This is a genomic window from Arcticibacter sp., assembly GCF_053551015.1.
In genome coordinates this window covers 247,723-265,531 of record NZ_JBMQOB010000015.1, presented here as the reverse complement: position 1 = coordinate 265,531, position 17,809 = coordinate 247,723, and the positions used below count along the sequence as shown (strand labels likewise).

Sequence of the window (17,809 nt, the reverse complement as noted above, 5' to 3'; positions counted from 1 at the left end):
CATGAGAAATACACATATAAAGGCTGTTGTGGGAGCAGCGTTGCTCACTTTCTTTTCATCAGGTTGTAAAGATATTCTGGACGAACAGCCGCGTAGTATCTATGAACCTAGTTATTTCGCAACCGCGAAAGGCGTAAATGGAGGATTAACGTCCATGTATGCGCATCTTCGTTATATTTACGGTCAGGCTTACTATTATAATACGACTCTGACCGGAACAGATGAGGTGACATATGGAAAAGATGCCGATCAGAATTTCAAAGACATGGATCTTTCCGGTGTTGGTCAAATTACTTCGGAGAGCAGTCGTTCTGATGCCATCTGGGCGCCTACGTTTTATAATATCAATACTGCAAGTGGAATTATCGAAAATGCTACCGCAGTAGGAATTTCGGATGCCCTGATAGCTGAGGCAAGGTTTTTCAGAGCATTTGATTATTTTCTGCTTGTGCAGACTTTTGGAGGGGTTCCTCTGGATCTCGGCGCCGGTGAATTGAAATTTAATATTTCTCCATCACGGTACTCCGTCCGAAATACAGTGCCAGAAGTTTACACCAAGGCTATATTCCCCGATCTTCTGAAAGCGATTAATGATTTACCTCAGGTAGGAAGAGTAACAGGAGGTGCAACGAAAAATGTGGCGCGATTATATTTGGCTAAAGCTTATCTGACGTATGGTTGGTGGCTCGAAAATCCTAATAACATACCAACTTATCCTGAAACTCCACGGACTGATCCTGATGGGCATAATGCTCAATGGTACTATCAACAAGCGTATGATGTTGCTGTTGCAGGTATCGACAACCCAGGGCCATTTGGACTGCAACCTACCTATTATGACGTGAATTTGGCGCAGAATGATCGTAATAAAGAGATCATGTTATATGCAGATCATACCGAAAATAGTGAGTTTTACAATGCAGGCAGTCTTACTTATGGTAGTGGTGGCGCTCCGGATAACTTTGCTAGTTGGATGATGACATGGAACTACACTGACATTAGAAGTGCAACTACTGCAAATTGGGGCACTGTCGTCAGTTCAGTTCAACGTGAAGCAGCACAGGCGCTGGGACGCCCATGGACACGTATGAGTCCAACAATAGGCGCCATTACCAATACGTTCTCGGAGAAGGCTGTCGACTCTCGCTATGATGGTACTTTCACCACTGTTTATCGTGGTAACTGGCCTAAAGGAGGAGCAAAAGAGACGGTTCTCTACAACGCAAACGGCCTACCCGTTGCGCCCGGCGATGCCATCCTTACATTTCTTAATGAGGAGCCAGCTACTGCCATTGATTATTCAAACACTGTTTACAAGAGCAACGTTGGAGCAGGAGTGTTGCCGGGAAGAGCAGACTTTGTAATTTCTCCAAGAGGTATAAGCAGGGTTGTCTACCCAGGTCTTTGGAAGCTTGGTCCGTACCGTACAGATAATGCGGGAGGATTAGGACAACCAAACGCGGCTAGTACCAGACCATTTAATATCGCTAAGTTTTCTGAGTTCTATTTTATCGCGGCTGAGGCTGCTGTTAAGGGAGCGAATGCTCAAGCTGGAAAAAGCGCTAGAGATCTTATCAATGTTATCCGCGCCCGTGCTGGAAGATGGCGTTGGGACAACAACGGCAACAAAGCAAGAGTGGAGGACAATAGTGCTGCCTTGACTGCTGCAACGCCTGCTACGATCACCATTAATTACATTTTGGCTGAACGCTCCCGTGAATATTTTGGCGAAGGCTATCGTTGGTATGATCTCGTGCGTACCCAGAAATGGAATGAACTTGCTTCCTCCTATCAGATCTGTGGACCGAACAAGGGAGATCATACTCCTATAACGGTACAGCGTACGATAGAGCCCCGTCATTATCTTCGTCCAATTCCAATTGCACAGCTTAACGCAATGAAAATGCCGGAAGCTGAAAAGAAAGCTTATCAAAATCCAGGTTACAATTAATCAAATAAGAATGGCTGTCACAAATCGACAGCCATTCTTTTAATAGCATATCCTAATCTCTATGAAGAGGAGTAAACTACTATTATTTTTATGCTTTAACTTTTTCTTTGTACAACAATCCATTTCTCAAGTGAGGCTTCCCCGGCTCATCCGGGATAGCATGGTGCTTCAGCGTGATGCCAAGCTTAAGATATGGGGATGGGCATCACCCGGTGAAAAGATCACTATCCGCTTCAATGGTAAATCTGCAAAGGTTACAGCTACAGCAGCGGGAGAGTGGAGCACTACCCTTCCGGCGATGAAAGCTGGTGGTCCGTATACAATGCAGATTGAGGGAAAGAATAGCATTCAGCTGAAGGATGTGCTTATTGGTGATGTTTGGCTGTGCGCCGGTCAATCTAATATGGTTCATCAGCTGTCTTTGCATAACATAACTTATGCGGAGGATATCGCCAAAGCCAACTTCCCGCGCATACGCCAGTTTTGTGTTGCTACCAGAGCAACATTAACCGGTGAAGAAGCAGACTATAATACAGGAAGCTGGATGTGGGCGAATCCGGAAAATGTAGCGGACTTTTCAGCCGTTGCTTATTTTTTCGCCCGCGAGATCCATGAAAAATATGGTATTCCGATTGGTATCATTAATGCAAGCGTGGGAGGTACACCTATTGAGTCGTGGACCAGCGAAAAAGGATTACAGTCATTTTCCGATATAGCTGCTGCAGCTTTGCGGAATAAGGATACCGCTTACGTGAATGACATCAACAGGCGGGCGGCTTTGGAACGTCGGCGCGAATCCAATATCTCCGATAAAGGTTTGACGGGCATTAAAAAGTGGTTTGATCCCACGTATACCCCGAAAGGATGGCAAAGGATAAGTGTTCCAGGCTATTGGGAAGATCAGGGCCTCAGGGATGTGAATGGAGTGGTCTGGTACCGTAAGGAGATTGATGTCCCTCAGACGATGACAGGGGTGCCTGCAAAGTTATTTTTAGGCAGAATTGTAGATGCCGATATGGTGTATGTGAATGGCGAAAAGGTTGGACAAACAGCTTATCAGTATCCGCAAAGAAGATACGCTCTGAATGCGGGCATTCTGAAGCCTGGAAAGAATTTGTTGGTTGTAAGGGTACAGAACAATGCCGGAAAGGGTGGATTTGTTCCCGATAAGCCTTATCATCTGGAAGCGAATGGTAACATAATGGAACTCACCGGATACTGGAGCTACAAAGTTGGTGAAGTATATCTGCCGATGGAGAGAAGTAAAGTTGAAGCTATTTCTGCTCAGAATGAGCCTGCCGCACTTTTCAACGGTATGATTGCACCTGCATCCAAATTCGCCGTTAAGGGAGTGCTCTGGTATCAGGGAGAAAGCAATTCAGGCAATGCAACTCAGTATGCAGAGCTGTTACCCGCTTTGATTAAAGACTATAGGAGAGTGTTTACACAGCCTTCCCTTCCGTTCCTGTATGTTCAGTTGCCGAATTTCGGAGACGCCAATTATCTGCCAACGGAAGATAGCTGGCCCATTCTACGGGAGGCCGCTTTGAAGTCACTGTCTGTGCCGAACACGGCAATGGCAGTAACGATCGACCTGGGTGAATGGAATGATATTCATCCGGACAATAAGAAAGACGTGGGTGTGAGACTGGCTCTCGCAGCGAGAAAAACAGTCTATGGAGAGCGAGACCTGGTATCCTCTGGTCCCATCTGTAAGTCTTACGAAGTAAAGGACGACAAGATCATCCTCACGTTTGATCACATAGGAGGCGGACTTGTTTCACACAATGGTGAGGACCTCTCTCACTTCTCGATCGCTGCTGAAGACAAGAAGTTTGTCTGGGCCAAGACCAGGATTGAAGGCAATAAGGTAGTGGTCTGGGCCGAGGAAGTTTCGTCGCCGAGGTATGTGCGATATGCATGGTCAGATAATCCATCAGGCGCGAATCTTTACAATGCCGAGGGTTTACCCGCTTCACCTTTCCGTACGGATAAATAATTTGATCTACGAATATTAAGGCTTGTTCGAGTGATACCAGAGAGATCGAATCCTCTCTGGTATCTTTTTGTTAGGCCTCCATGAACTACTAAAACCCACATTTCTTGTAAATGCCTACTTTTTAATGTGTATTTTCGTTCCGACCAGTTTGTAACGATCCCGTATCTCTCAACTCAAGTCCTGGAAGATGTGAGAACGTAAGAAAGTAACAATTGAGACTTAGAGGAGCCGGATAAATATGCTAACTAACCTGATATCGAGACGATTTTTCTGTCTTTACATCTGTTTTTTATGGATTGTGCAATTGGCCTATGCACAGCCACAGAAGATTAACTTTACTTCACTTACTTCAAAGGATGGACTATCATCTAACGTCGTCACGGCTATACTGAAAGACCGCTATGGAATTATGTGGTTTGCCACGGAAGACGGACTAAATAAGTATGATGGTACCAGCTTTACGGTCTACCGGCATCAGCCGGGAGATACAAGTAGCCTGCCAACAAATGAGGTTGTCGCACTTCATGAAGATCCTTCAGGAACCTTGTGGATTGGTACCAACGGAGGTTCTATCTGTTCTTTCGACAGGCAAAAGGATAACTTCAAAAGACTTCCCGTCTATAAAGGATTTGACAGGAAGAACAATGTCATACGAGCAATTACTACTGATTATCGCGGCCATTTATGGATATCAAACGTGAATGGAATTAGTATGCTCAATCCCAAGACCGGGAAGTTAACCAATATTCCGGGTGGAGGATCTAAAATCGGAACCTTGACTACCAGGACAATTCTTTGTCTTTTTGAAGATAGCAAACGCAGAATGTGGGTTGGATCTGATGACGGGCTTTTTCTTTATAACCGTGCGACAAATTCTTTCTTGCATTATACCCATTCCTCAACTCAGCCAAACAGTCTGGCCGGCAAGGCGACAAGAAGCATCTCAGAAGACGAGAACGGCAATCTATGGATCGGTACGGATGGCGGACTAAGTAAGTTACTGCCAGGCGGAAGAGGGTTTCAGAACTTCCGGAACAAAGAAGGAGTCAGATCAATAAGCAGCAATGATATCTATGCAGTTGCTTCGGATTCGAATGGTAAACTTTGGTTGGGAACCGAAGAGGGGGTTAATATTTTAGATGTTCAATCAGGGGCAATTGACGTTTATAAGCCGGATAGCAGGAATATCTACAGTCTTGCGGGTAAGTCCGTGCGGTTCGTCTATATTGATGATCTTGGAACTCATTGGGTCAGTACCTTCAAAGGAGGCATTAACAAGTCAGACAAGAATCTTAATCTCTTCAATCTGAAGCGCAGTAATCCATTCGATGACCGCGGTTTATCTTCATCAAACGTGACGTCATTTGCTGAATCACGGAATGGCGCCATTTTCGTGGGTACCGATGGTGGAGGGCTGAATCAGTTTGACCGGCGTACCGGCTTATTCAAACATATCCCACTACAGCCTAAAGATGGCAACTCTTCTTCTAAACTTGCCGTCCTCTCACTTGAAATGAGCAAAAGTGATCGCCTCTGGATAGGTACTTATGTGAATGGCCTGTATTCGCTGGACTTAAAAACCGGAAGAACAGATCATTTTGTTAAAGGTGCAAACGGAGCGAGCCTGATCAACAATAATGTGTTCTGCCTTAAGGAAGACTCCAGGGGAAATATCTGGATCGGGACAAATGGTGAGGGAGTAAGTATCTATAATCCAGTCAACAAAACATTCAAAGCTTTTTACAAGAATAACTCGCCGGCAGGAGTCCGGCGACTTCCTACCAACGGTTATATCAGGGCGATCGAAGAAGACACAGACGGTAATATGTGGATCGGTTCACATGGCTCAGGACTGGCTGTATTCAACCCAAAGACTGAGTCTTTCAGGCTTCTCAGTAAAGCAAACAGCAAGCTGCCTAATGACGTAGTGCTCTGTATCGCGGAAGATAAAAGCAGTAATATATGGGTGGGAACACGTGGTGGACTAAGTGTTTACGACAAAAAGACGGCGCAGTTTATATCCTATTCTGAAAGGGAAGGACTGTCAAACGCTGTTGTGTATGACATTATCGAAGATAAAAAAGGTCTTTTGTGGATCAGCACTAATTCCGGTATCAGCAGTTTTAATCCACAGACACGGAAATTCATCAATTATAATAATTATAACGGCGTACAGAATAGTAATTTCAATAGTGGAGCTGGTCTTAGAAGCTCAGACGGTGAACTGTTTTTTGGCGGGCAGGATGGCTTCAATTATTTTAACCCTGCAAACCTGAAAAAAAGTGCCAATATCCCACCCGTATTGATTACGGAATTAAAGGTGGACAATAAAACCATCGTTCCGGCAGAGGGCTCTCAGATTGCTGAACATATATCTGTGGCAAAAGAGATCCATCTCGACTACGCTCAGAACTTCTCCCTCGACTTTGTTGCCCTGAGCTATATTACCCCTCAGCAATATCGTTATTCATACAAACTGGAGGGCTTTGACAAGGGCTGGAATAATGTAGGTTCTGTAAGGACGGCTTCTTACACTAATCTTGATCCCGGAGAATACGTTTTCAAAGTTCGGGCTATGGATAGGGACGGACATAGTTTTGGAAAGATCACCTCGATCACCGTTCATGTAAAGCCGCCGTTTTGGCTAACCATATATGCCTATATCTTTTATTTTATCGCCATCGTTGGAATTTTGCTCTACCTGAGATACAGGGCGATGCAAGAGCTAAAGCGTAAGTTCCGGATGGAACAGGAAAGGCTTCAGGCGAAACAACTGCTGGAACAGGAGCGAAAAGAAGCAGAACGCCTGCATGAACTCGATATGATGAAGCTGAAGTTCCTTACGAATCTGAGCCATGAGTTCCGCACGCCTATTTCGTTGATAATGGGACCGGTAGATACCTTACTGTCTGAAGAGAAGTTTAAATCGGGAAGTGGGCATCTGGATATCATTAAGAGAAATGCACGAAGGTTGTTGAACCTGGTTAATCAGCTTTTGGATTTCAGAAAGATGGAAGAGCATGAGCTGAAGTTAAGCCTTTCTGAGGGTGAACTGGTGTCATTTATTCGCGATGTCTCTGAAATGTTCAGGGATCTTAGTTTACGCAAGAATATCAGTCTGACTTTTGTGAGTAACCTGGATCACTTCTATACCTCTTTTGATCATGATAAACTAGAACGCATCCTGTTTAACATTCTCTCAAACGCCTTCAAGTTCACGCACAGTGGCGGATCAATAAAGGTTGAGCTGGATCAGGAGCAAGCACTTAATAGCTCGGAAGAAGGTATGATCAGTCTTCGGATTACCGATACCGGGATTGGAATACCTGATGACAAATTGGATAAGATCTTTAACCGCTTCTTCCAGGGAGATGTCGCTTCCTCGGTTTTGAACCAGGGTAGTGGTATAGGCCTTTCCATAACGCGCGAGTTTGTTAAGATGCATGGCGGAAGTATAGCAGTCGCAAGTGATCTGGGAAAAGGTAGCAGTTTCATCATCCGCCTGCCGTTCAAAGCAGTCGTTCCAGCGCAGACAAAGGTTGATGTTATCCCGGAAGAGGTGATTTTTGAAGAGGATAAGCCTCTTGAAGAAACAGAAGCTGTCATGAGCATCAGCTCTCCTGCTGAAGCACGAACTGCGGATGGCGACCTTCAAAAACCAATTGTTCTGCTTGTTGAAGACAATGATGACTTTAGATTCTATCTGAAAGACAACCTTCGGGCTTATTACCGCGTCATTGAAGCATCGAACGGTAAAGAAGGATGGCAGAAAGCGCTTGCTCATCATCCGCAGATTATTGTGAGTGATATCAGCATGCCGGTGATGGACGGGATAGAGCTCTGCAACAAGGTGAAGTCCGATAAACGTACCAGTCATATCCCTATTATCCTGCTAACAGCTCTGATGGGAGAGGATGAACAGATCAGAGGTCTACAAACCGGCGCCAACGATTATATGACCAAGCCTTTCAACTTTGAGATCTTGAATGCAAAAATTAAAAACCTGCTTGTGTTGAACCGGACGCTCAAAGATACCTACACGAAGCAGATCAAAGTACAGGCACCAGAACTGGTGATTGAATCACAAGGCGATCTCCTGCTCAATAAAGTCACGCTTTATCTGGAGGAAAATCTGAATAATCCGAAGTTGTCGGTAGAAGATCTCAGCAAGCATGTGGGGATGAGCAGGGTGTCTCTGTATCACAAAATTTTGGAGCTTACCGGGCAGTCGCCGGTAGAATACATCCGTTCAGTTAAGCTGGAGAAAGCCGCAGTTCTGCTTGAAAAAAGCGACCTGAACGTAGCGCAAATATCCTACATGGTTGGGTTTGCTACCCCTAATTATTTTGCCAAGTCTTTTAAGGCCAGGTTTAATATGCAACCATCTGAATATATGAATGCGAAACGGAAGTATATTTCGAAGATCAGTTGATTATATTTACCAAAGGGTCCGAAATTAGACATGGAGAAAGTTTAACCGGGGCCCTGAACCCGAAGGACGAAATAACCAGTAAAACTTGTTCCTAAATGTTCCTGATTTCCACATTGACACTATATTCAAGATAACAAATAACTCTTTCATATGCCTAGTTCAATACGTTCCTTTATCCTGATCTTCTTTTTGCTATCTCAATTCTCTTTCGCACAGGTCCGGGTTGTTACCGAGTTAAATACCGGATGGAAATTCAAGAAAGGTCAGAGCGATCAGGCTCACCTGGCTGGATTCAACGATAGAAGCTGGCAAAGCGTCAGTGTTCCTCATGACTGGGCAATCTACGGTCCCTTTGACAAGGAGATCGATAAACAGATGACCGCGATTGTTCAGAACGGAGAGAAGGTTCCTACGGAAAAGACAGGAAGGACGGGATCTTTGCCCTATATTGGTGAAGGATGGTACAGGAACCACTTTACACTCCCCAGGTACAGTCCTGGTCAAAGGGTGTTAATCCTCTTCGAAGGTGCTATGAGTGAACCCCGCGTGTTCCTCAACGGCAAAAAAGTGGGTGAGTGGAACTTCGGCTATAATTATTTCTATTTTGATATTACCGATCATGTTCTTGCAGGCAAGGAGAATGTGCTTGCGGTTCAGCTCTCTAACAGGGGACTTTCCTCTCGCTGGTATCCGGGAGCCGGCTTGTATCGCAAAGTACAGTTGGTGGTCAAAAACTCCGAGAGCATAGATCAATGGGGCGTAAACATTACAACTCCATTTATATCTGCCCAGCAGGCGAAGGTCAGCATCAAGACAAAGGTGTCGGGAGATAAGGTACGCCTGGTTACCTCCATCTTAAGCGCCGAAGGGGATACCGTTGCTAGACAGAGCACAGAGACGCTGTTCGGAAGAGAGTTCGACCAAAACATCGCTGTAGCAAATCCTAAGCTATGGAGCCCCGAAACACCGTATTTGTATAAAGCCGTTACCAGGCTCTATTCTGGTAATGAATTGAGGGATGAAATCGTCACCCGCTTCGGTATCAGGGAGATCAGTTATACTGCGGAAAAGGGTTTCAGTCTGAACGGACAGGTGCGTAAATTCAAGGGTGTCTGTCTTCATCACGACCTCGGTCCTTTAGGAGCAGCTGTCAGCAAAGCTGCTTTGCGCAGGCAATTGCGTATTTTGAAAGATATGGGATGTGACGCCATAAGAAGCTCCCACAACATGCCGTCTATTGAGCAGCTTGAACTATGTGACGAAATGGGATTCATGTTCCTTGCTGAGTCATTCGATGAGTGGGCAAAGCCAAAGGTGAAGAACGGATACAATCGCTTCTTCAATACAGACGCGGAAAAAGACATCATCAATTTGGTACATGCTACCCGTAACCACCCATCAATCGTGATGTGGAGCTCTGGTAATGAAGTTCCGGACCAGCATGGAGCTGAGGGCGTCAAGCGGGCTAAATGGCTGCAGGAAATCTTCCATCGTGAAGATCCTACCCGCCCAGTAACTGTTGGAATGGATCAGGTGAAAGCCACGATGGCATCAGGCTTCGGAGCATTGCTTGACATCCCCGGACTGAATTACCGTACCCACCTTTATGAAGATGCATTTAAGTCATTCCCGCAGGGCTTTATCCTGGGTTCTGAAACGGCATCTACCGTAAGCTCAAGAGGGGTGTATAAATTTCCCGTGGTCAAAGGCATTGAAAAAACATATGAGGATCGCCAATCATCATCTTACGACCTTGAATATTGCAGCTGGTCTAATCTGCCAGAGGATGACTTCATCCTGGAAGACGATAAGCCCTGGGTGATCGGTCAATTTGTATGGACAGGGTTTGACTATCTTGGGGAACCTACTCCTTACGATAATTTCTGGCCTTCAAGAAGTTCCTACTTCGGGATCAACGACCTGGCAGGTTTGCCCAAAGACCGATTCTATCTGTATCGCAGCAAATGGAATACGAAAGAAGAAACATTGCACATTCTTCCGCACTGGAACTGGGAGGGTAGGGAAGGCCAGACGACTCCGGTATTTGTATATACCAATTACGACAGTGCCGAGCTGTTCCTGAACGGCAAGAGTCTGGGTGTCCGTAAAAAGGATAGTTCAAGTCCTCAAAGCCGTTACCGCCTGATGTGGATGGATGTGAAATATGAGCCGGGAACCCTGAAGGCGGTTGCTTATGATAAGCAGGGCAAGCCCGTCGCAGAGCAGACCGTGGTAACAGCCGGCAAGCCGCATAAAATCGTTCTCGAAGCAGACCGTACCGAACTGGATGCTGATGGAAAAGATATATCTTTCGTTACCGTATCGGTTGTTGATGCAAAAGGAAATCCCTGCCCTAAAGCCAATGATCAGCTAACATTCAGTGTCAGCGGAAACGGAACCTACCGTGCAGCATGCAACGGAGATGCCACCTCCCTGGAGCAATTCCACCTGCCTACCATGAAGCTTTTCAGCGGTAAACTTGTTGTACTTGTACAATCGGCTACAAAGGCCGGCCCTATCAAGTTAGCGGTTAAAGGAGCTAAGCTACAAAAGGCTGAGATTACACTAGAAGCCCGCTAATACAGGCTGTCAAGATCTGTAAACGAGCTTCAGCCAAACACTAAGAGTACTGAGTAGAACCCTTAAAACGTGCCCGGTGTTCGAGCACTAACCGAGCTTACAACGTACTAAATTTCCAAAAACAGCAGGCCTCCTGACCATATACGGTCAGGAGGCCTGCTACTGTTAAATCTCTGATACAAAGACCCTACTTCAGCGCAGTTGCCCCTTCTCCTTCAATTTCTTGCAGAGTGGATGTCTTGGTAAGAAGTATATTGGTCTGTGTCCTCGCCTGCATCCACTTCCCTAAAGAGGCATTATAAACTCCACCCAACTTGTAGAAATATCCTGCATCACTCGGAGTATTATATAGCAGGTTGATCGTATTCGATCCCTGTCTGTAAAAGGGCTGCTGGGAAAGGGTTATCGGATTAATCACATCGTAGAAGTCAGTATTGGCAATACGGTATCCCACAGGTGGTGGGCCCTCCGAAAATAAGCTCCCACCGGCGCCAACAAAGATGACATCTATCGGCTGTGAATTGGCAGTAACAGTTGTCCCTGCAAAAACGGCTATCCCGAAAGCATTGCCGCTGTTAGCCAGCAGATTGGTGGTCTTTGTACCGAAATCCTCTCCATCGGTCGTTCCGTAGTTGCGTGTACTTACCCAGTTAGACCCACTGATATCGGTCGATCCTGTGCTGTTGATCAGCTTATTGGTTCCCCCAACATAGAAGAAAGTGCCCTTACTTGCTTTACCTGACCTGATGTTGAACTTGTATGTCCGGAGTCCTCCGGTTGCCCAGCCTTTCGCCGGATTTCCCGTCGGGTTAGAAGCTCCTGCATTATTGGTGGTAACTACCGAAAACGGGGTCACAGCGAAGTCGATATCCCGGGTGGCCATAAACTGTATGTATTCGTTGTTGGCATCTGTGCCCTTCGGGTCTGAAATAAATCCACTGATAATAACAGGACTTATCTCTGCGCTAGAGCCAAGTACAACAATGTCGCTTGCCTTGCGGATACGGTGCTCGGGGATATAGGTCCCGTCGCCCTTCTTCGCCATGAAGATGATGCCGTAGTAGTTGCCGTTGAAGGGAAGGTTTTCCTGCTTCGCAAATGAAGCTCCCGTCGCGGTATGAAGAACGATATCTCCAAACCCGTCATTGAGCACCTTGTCGCCCGCAAGTACATCTCCTGGCTGAAGGAGTGGGTTAAATCCTCCCTTGACAATCGCCACCAGGGTACTTTCGTACTTGTCCGGATCAGCAATAATCGAGCTGCTTCCTACCCGGTTTGGTGCGATGAAATTACCCGATGATACCCTGGTCACGTCCTCAGGACGGATGTTCGTAATCTGCAGCAGTCCGTCAACACGTTTCAAGGATCCTCCCTCAACATCAACTACGACTGAATCGCCTGATGAATACTCCTTAGCCGCATTACCCAAGGGGATCGAAATCCCGCGTAGCTGCCCGAGCCGGCGTTTGTCCTGTAGAACCAGTAGTCCCGCAGGCATGTTCCCTTCCGAATGGTCAGATACCACCACTCCGGTGATTTTCGTGGAGCCATACATGTTATCGGCATTCAATTGAACGTCTGTGCCCTTGTACAGGCTTCTCAGATCATAAATGGGTATATAGGGGCTGATGGTTCCGCCCGGATAATTCGATTCATCCTTGCACCCCAGGCCGAGCAGGGCCATGCTGAACAAAAGGCAGGTGTATATTACTATTTTATTCATGTTATTCTAATTACAGATATGCTTTTATTCCATTAAGGTTTTTGCCACCAGACCTGCGTTGATATCAGGTCCTGGCCTTGGGCTGCAACAGCGAGTTTGTAGTTCGTAGGGTTGGCAGACTGAACATATACCGGGTAGACCATTCGGGCCGGCATCACACCATTGTTTCTTAGGCCGGGACCTTTCGGTAATTTCGGATGCCCCGATCTGCGGTACTCAAACCACTGCTGCAGATCTGTAAGAAACAAGGCATAGTATTTCTGAAGATGAATTTTCTCCATCTTGTCGTCCAATGACAGCGATTCATCCCAGTCGATGTCCGCCGCCGTCAGATACTCCCGGAATACCGGATCTGCAATGGTAGGTGCCGTCGCTGGTAGCCCCGATGCCGTGGGGTTAGGGTAGGTTGGCAGCCATAAGGTAATGCCATTCAGTACCCCTGTTTCCCAATAGGTCTGTGCTGATCCCGTAATCCATCCTTTAGCAGCTGCTTCCGCAAGAATGAACTGCACCTCCGCGTAATTCATGATCATTCCTGCCAAAGGCTCATGCTGCAGGGACATGGTTTGCTGGTCTCTCGAGTAGAAATAAGCCTGTTTGCTTATTCCGGCTCCTGGTACATATCCACTTTCTACACCAGCAAAGCCATTGCTGCCCTGGGCTATTCCCCAGCGGTTCACACCGCCTGTGCCGTAAGTGGAAATGTTAATGCGCGGGTCACTCCAGTTCCGAAGATTATCAATAAAGAAACTGGCGATGGCAGGAGCCCTGAAATCCTGGTCCCTTACGCCATTGACATAAGGCGAGGTGTAGGGAGCATTTCCCGTCCAGCGAAGAATTGCGGACTGCCCGTTATTACTGATGATCGGGTAAGCGGAAGCATTGGTCTCCACCATCTCCTTAATTTTCGCAATGCAGGCCTCAGATACCTCTGCCTTGCCCGACAACCTGAGCAGTAGTCTCAGATACAGGGAGTTCCCGAACCTTCTCCAGTTTCCCACGTTGCCGTTAAACACCGGGTCGCTTGAGCCCGCAATAGCCGTATTGGCGCTTAGCAGCACATTGGCCTCCTCGAGTTTCTTGAAGATATCCAGGTAGATATCTTTCTGCTTGTCGAACGCAGGCTCTTTGATCCCCGGGGCTGATACACTATCTCTCGCCCGGTTAGATTCAAAGTAGGGAATGTCGCCGTACGTGTCTGTGAGCATGGAGTAAACCCAGGCCTGGGAGATGAGCGATATGCCCTGATATGACTTATTCAGGGTCAGCGGATTACTCGCCTGTGCATAAAGGTCTTTGAAGTTGGTCAGCTGGATATACCAGTTGTTCCAGAGATAGTCTGATATGGTATTTCTAAACTCATAACGAAAGACGGTGGCGTCACCGTCGCTGATGCTGACAGTCACCTGCATAAGTTCATTGTTGAAGTTCCGGTTGCGGATCATATTCGAGCTGACAACCCCAGCCAGGGCAGGTGCAAGCAATTGCTGAGGCAGGGCACTGGGTGTGTTGATAGGGTCTGTATTCACTTCCTCGAATCCATCCTTGCAGGATGGAAGTATCAGGATGGCAACCATGATGATACTGAGTATTCTATAAGATAGCTTGTTCATGAGATTAAATTCCAATAGTAAGGTTGATACCAAAGGTTCTGGTAGATGGAAATTGTGCTGTTTCAAAGCCCGTGACGATATCCGTTCCGCTCAGCGTTCCGAACTCAGGGTCGAACATTGGCCATGGCGACCAGATAAACAGGTTGCGGCCGTATACACCTATTGTGGCGCGTTGAAGGCCCAGCTTTGTACTTAGCTTCCTGTTCAGGGTATAGTCGATCTTTGCTTCCCTGAACTTGATAAAGTCGGTGCTGAAGGTGCTTCCCTCGCCGTTATCGACGCCCATGTGCGAGCGGTAGTATTCGTCCACGTCAAATACCAGAATATCATTCTTGCGGTAGCTTCCGTCGGCATTTTGGATCACCCCATTCCCGATGATTCCGTTATATCTTCCGGGAAGGGTGCTGCTTAGCTTACCCTGTTCCACCATTTTATAGTTCATCAGGGAGTGTGCTACGCCGCCTACCTGCGCATCAAAGAGCACGTTCAGACGGAATTGTTTATAGCTGAAATTACTGCTGACACTTGTTTTGTACTTTGGAATGGTGTTGCCCACATATACTACGTCAGACGATATCTTGGCAAATCCTGTATTTTCGTCGTACACGATCTGACCATCGGGCGCACGTACATATCCTCGTGCATACAGGTCACCCATGCTGCCACCTACCTTCGCCACAATCTGACCACCTGCTACAGGACCGGTTCTCAAAACCACCGAGCTATCAGCCAGTTTGGTGATCTCGTTTCTGTTAGCGGAGAACGTGAAGTTCATCATCCACTTCAACTTATTCTTGCTGTTTATCGGCGTTGCATTTAAAGCAAGTTCAATCCCCTGGTTTCGCACTTCACCGGCATTGATCAGCACCGAGTTATAGCCTGATGATCGGTCAACAATCCGGTTGAGGATCTGATCCCGGGTCTTTCCGGTGTATAAGGCCAGATCAAAGCCCAGCCTGTTATTAAATAGCCTTACGTCGGCGCCTACTTCATAAGTGATCGTTCTTAATGGTTTCAGATCCGGATTAGGTAATACGGTCGGGTTCTGCAAGGCACCACCGGGATAGAGTCCCCCGCCTGCTGTGCCGTACGAGTACGAAGTCCTGTATGGATTCGTTCCTCCGCTTCCCACTTCAGAGACAGAGGCTCTTACTTTGGCGAAACTGATGGTCTTAGGTAGCTGAAGTGCTTCAGAAAGAATGAAGCTCATACTAGCCGACGGATAAAAGAACCCTACGTTATCGGTCCTGCTTGGAGTGGCCAGTACGCTGCTCCAATCCTGCCTGCCGGTGAAATCAAAATAGAGGAAGTCTTTATAAGCGGTTGATATCAGGCCATAAAAGCTGTTGATTTCGTAAGTGCTCTTGTCGGGTATGCTCACCAGCGGACCCGCGGCATTTGCCACGGTATATAATCCAGGGTAAGTCAAGGAGTCTGCCCGCACTTCGTCTTTATTGTAATTGTTCTTCAGCATGCTTCCCCCTGCGGTCACCGTAACATCAAAATCCCTGCTCAGCTTTTTCGCATATCTTAACAGGAAGTCGCTGCTTACTTCCTGAGAGAAGATGTTTTGCGCGCGGTATGATCCCTTTGGGTACTTGGTTCCTGCATCGTAAGGCCTTTCCTGCGCGCGTTGTTCATAGCCGAAGTCCATCGACGTCCGCACCTGTAAACTCAACTCTTTCGTGAAATTGTAGGCCGCCTGCACGTTGCCGGTAAAACCATGACGGTTGGATTTATTGATGAACTCGTATGATATTGCATAGGGATTCTCCGGAAAGGAGCTGTATGGATATTCAATTTTGCGCCCTTCCTGACCCAGTTGCCAATAGTTCTTCAGCCAGTCCAGGTCAGCATTGGGCTGCCAGAAGATAAACCAATACATCAGCGACTGGTTCCCATAGCCTGCTCCCGGGAGGTTATCGCTGAACTTGTTTACATAGTTGATCTTAGACGATATGGTCAGCTTCTCATTCACCTTGGAGTTTACAGACAGGGCCAGGGAATTTCGCCCGTATCCTGTATTGGGAGTTATCCACCGGTTCTTCACATTCGTGGCAGAAAAGCGGGCGGTCGTCTTGTCGGTTCCTCCATCGAGGCTCAGCGAGTTGGTATACGTTTCACCTGTTTCGAAGAACTCGCGGATCTTGTTCTTATAGGGAACCCAGGGTGTTCTTGTTGTTCCCTGCGCCTGCGTCACCGGATCATATTGAAAGAACTGCTGTCCGTCAAACTTCGGACCGTAAGCGGAACTCGTGCCGCTGGTGCTGGCTCCGTCTGCACTTGCACCATAAGAGTAATGCGCCGCGCCATCAAGACCTTGCCCGTATTCAAACTGCATGTCCGGCCAGCGGTTCACACTTTCTATAGAAGCATTCGATGTAAACGTTACGCCCAGACCCTTTCTCGTTGGGCTGCCTGATTTGGTCGTGATAATGATTGCGCCGTTGGCTCCCCGCTGCCCGTACAAGGCTGCCGCAGCGGGGCCTTTCAGTACGTTCACTGATTCAACGTCTTCCGGATTGATGTCATTTATCCCGCTTCCGTAATCTGCGGGCATGTTGTCACTGCTGGTCCCGTAGGCAGATTCTCCCCCAATAGCAGTACGCCTTCCGCTACTGTTGTTGATGACCACTCCGTCAACCACAATCAGCGCTTCATTGTCGCCCGTCAGGTTGTTCTCCCCTCTGAGAATAATCTTATTGGAGCCGGTCGGACCGCTGTTTGAACGGACAAGGTTCAAGCCAGCCACTTTCCCCGACAGCGCGTCTGTCCAGTTGCCCGACAGTGCATCCGTCAGCTGTTCTCCCTGCACAACGGTATTTGCATATCCGAGCGATTTTTCTTCGCGTTTTATGCCCAGGGCAGTCACCACCACCTCATTCAGCTCGCTCGCGTCCTGCTGAAGGCGAATGGTCACCTTCGTCTGATTGCTTGTAAATACCCTCTTTTGAGTAGTATATCCGATCATAACGAATGTCAGCTCAGATCCTTTTCTGATCCTGACCGAAAAGGACCCATTGGCGGCACTCGCGCCTAATCTTTTTTTGTTGCCGTCGACAATCGTGACACCAGGAAGCGGTTCTGAATCTTTGGCGTCTGTAACGGTTCCCGATACGGTAATAAGATCCTGCTGCATGGCCGGAGCTGAGGAGGCAAATGCCAGCATCTGCCAAAAAGATGCACATAGGAGCAAAAGGGTAAAGGTAAAGGTGCTTTTTGCCCTGATGCGCGGGGCAGCAGGGTGCCTTTTTAGAGAAGTCAAACCTGAACGTATTGATTCCAGGTTAATGATTTTGCAATAGTGAGTAAACTTACTCTTCATACTAGATGGTTTTCTGATGTGTGTAATGAGACTTTGATGGAGTTGAGGATAAGCGCTCTGGCATTCCGCATTCATTTCATTCTGTTTGAGGTTGAATTTGACTTGCGGCAAAAGTATCCGGCGTTTATTACCCCATTGCTAATAGAATATTAATATCTAGCCCATCTTTCGGTGTCTGTATTAATA

General features: G+C 47.1%; 7 protein-coding genes. 4 read left to right on the top strand and 3 right to left on the bottom strand.

The features are described 5' to 3' along the window. Position 1 precedes the first annotated feature (1 nt). The 4 genes from ACO1NU_RS09470 to ACO1NU_RS09455 all read left to right on the top strand — a co-directional run bounded on the left by ACO1NU_RS09470 (position 2) and on the right by ACO1NU_RS09455 (position 10,962). A complete protein-coding gene (locus ACO1NU_RS09470) occupies positions 2–1,951 on the top strand; it encodes a RagB/SusD family nutrient uptake outer membrane protein (RefSeq protein WP_448818230.1) in 1,950 nt (649 codons plus the stop codon). Positions 1,952–2,081: 130 nt separating this feature from the next. Continuing rightward, positions 2,082–3,950 carry a sialate O-acetylesterase gene (locus ACO1NU_RS09465; RefSeq protein WP_448818229.1) on the top strand — a complete coding sequence of 623 codons (1,869 nt, stop codon included), beginning with the start codon at positions 2,082–2,084 and terminating at the stop codon, positions 3,948–3,950. A 298-nt stretch (positions 3,951–4,248) separates the two neighbouring features. Further along, positions 4,249–8,382, top strand: coding sequence for a hybrid sensor histidine kinase/response regulator transcription factor (locus tag ACO1NU_RS09460; protein WP_448818228.1), 4,134 nt, complete (start codon positions 4,249–4,251; stop codon positions 8,380–8,382). 150 nt (positions 8,383–8,532) lie between these two features. Next, positions 8,533–10,962, top strand: coding sequence for a DUF4982 domain-containing protein (locus ACO1NU_RS09455; protein ID WP_448818227.1), 2,430 nt, complete (start codon positions 8,533–8,535; stop codon positions 10,960–10,962). Positions 10,963–11,149: 187 nt separating this feature from the next. Here ACO1NU_RS09455 and ACO1NU_RS09450 read toward each other — a convergent pair whose 3' ends face one another. The 3 genes from ACO1NU_RS09450 to ACO1NU_RS09440 are packed head-to-tail and all read right to left on the bottom strand — an operon-like array spanning position 11,150 to position 17,467. Beyond that, positions 11,150–12,685, bottom strand: a complete 1,536-nt coding sequence (locus tag ACO1NU_RS09450; RefSeq protein ID WP_448818226.1) for a DUF5689 domain-containing protein — start codon at positions 12,683–12,685, stop codon at positions 11,150–11,152. A 32-nt stretch (positions 12,686–12,717) separates the two neighbouring features. Next, positions 12,718–14,298: a SusD/RagB family nutrient-binding outer membrane lipoprotein gene (locus ACO1NU_RS09445; protein WP_448818225.1), complete on the bottom strand. Its 1,581-nt coding sequence runs from the start codon at positions 14,296–14,298 to the stop codon at positions 12,718–12,720. Between the two features lie 4 nt (positions 14,299–14,302). Next, complete coding sequence (locus ACO1NU_RS09440) at positions 14,303–17,467, bottom strand: SusC/RagA family TonB-linked outer membrane protein (protein WP_448818313.1); 3,165 nt, start codon at positions 17,465–17,467, stop codon at positions 14,303–14,305. Positions 17,468–17,809 lie beyond the last annotated feature (342 nt).

Bases quoted from the DNA above. Each gene is read 5' to 3' on its own strand.
- ACO1NU_RS09440 (WP_448818313.1), bottom strand. From the start codon at position 17,467: ATGCTGGCATTTGCCTCCTCAGCTCCGGCCATGCAGCAGGATCTTATT.
- ACO1NU_RS09455 (WP_448818227.1), top strand. From the start codon at position 8,533: ATGCCTAGTTCAATACGTTCCTTTATCCTGATCTTCTTTTTGCTATCT.
- ACO1NU_RS09445 (WP_448818225.1), bottom strand. From the start codon at position 14,298: ATGAACAAGCTATCTTATAGAATACTCAGTATCATCATGGTTGCCATC.
- ACO1NU_RS09470 (WP_448818230.1), top strand. From the start codon at position 2: ATGAGAAATACACATATAAAGGCTGTTGTGGGAGCAGCGTTGCTCACT.
- ACO1NU_RS09450 (WP_448818226.1), bottom strand. From the start codon at position 12,685: ATGAATAAAATAGTAATATACACCTGCCTTTTGTTCAGCATGGCCCTG.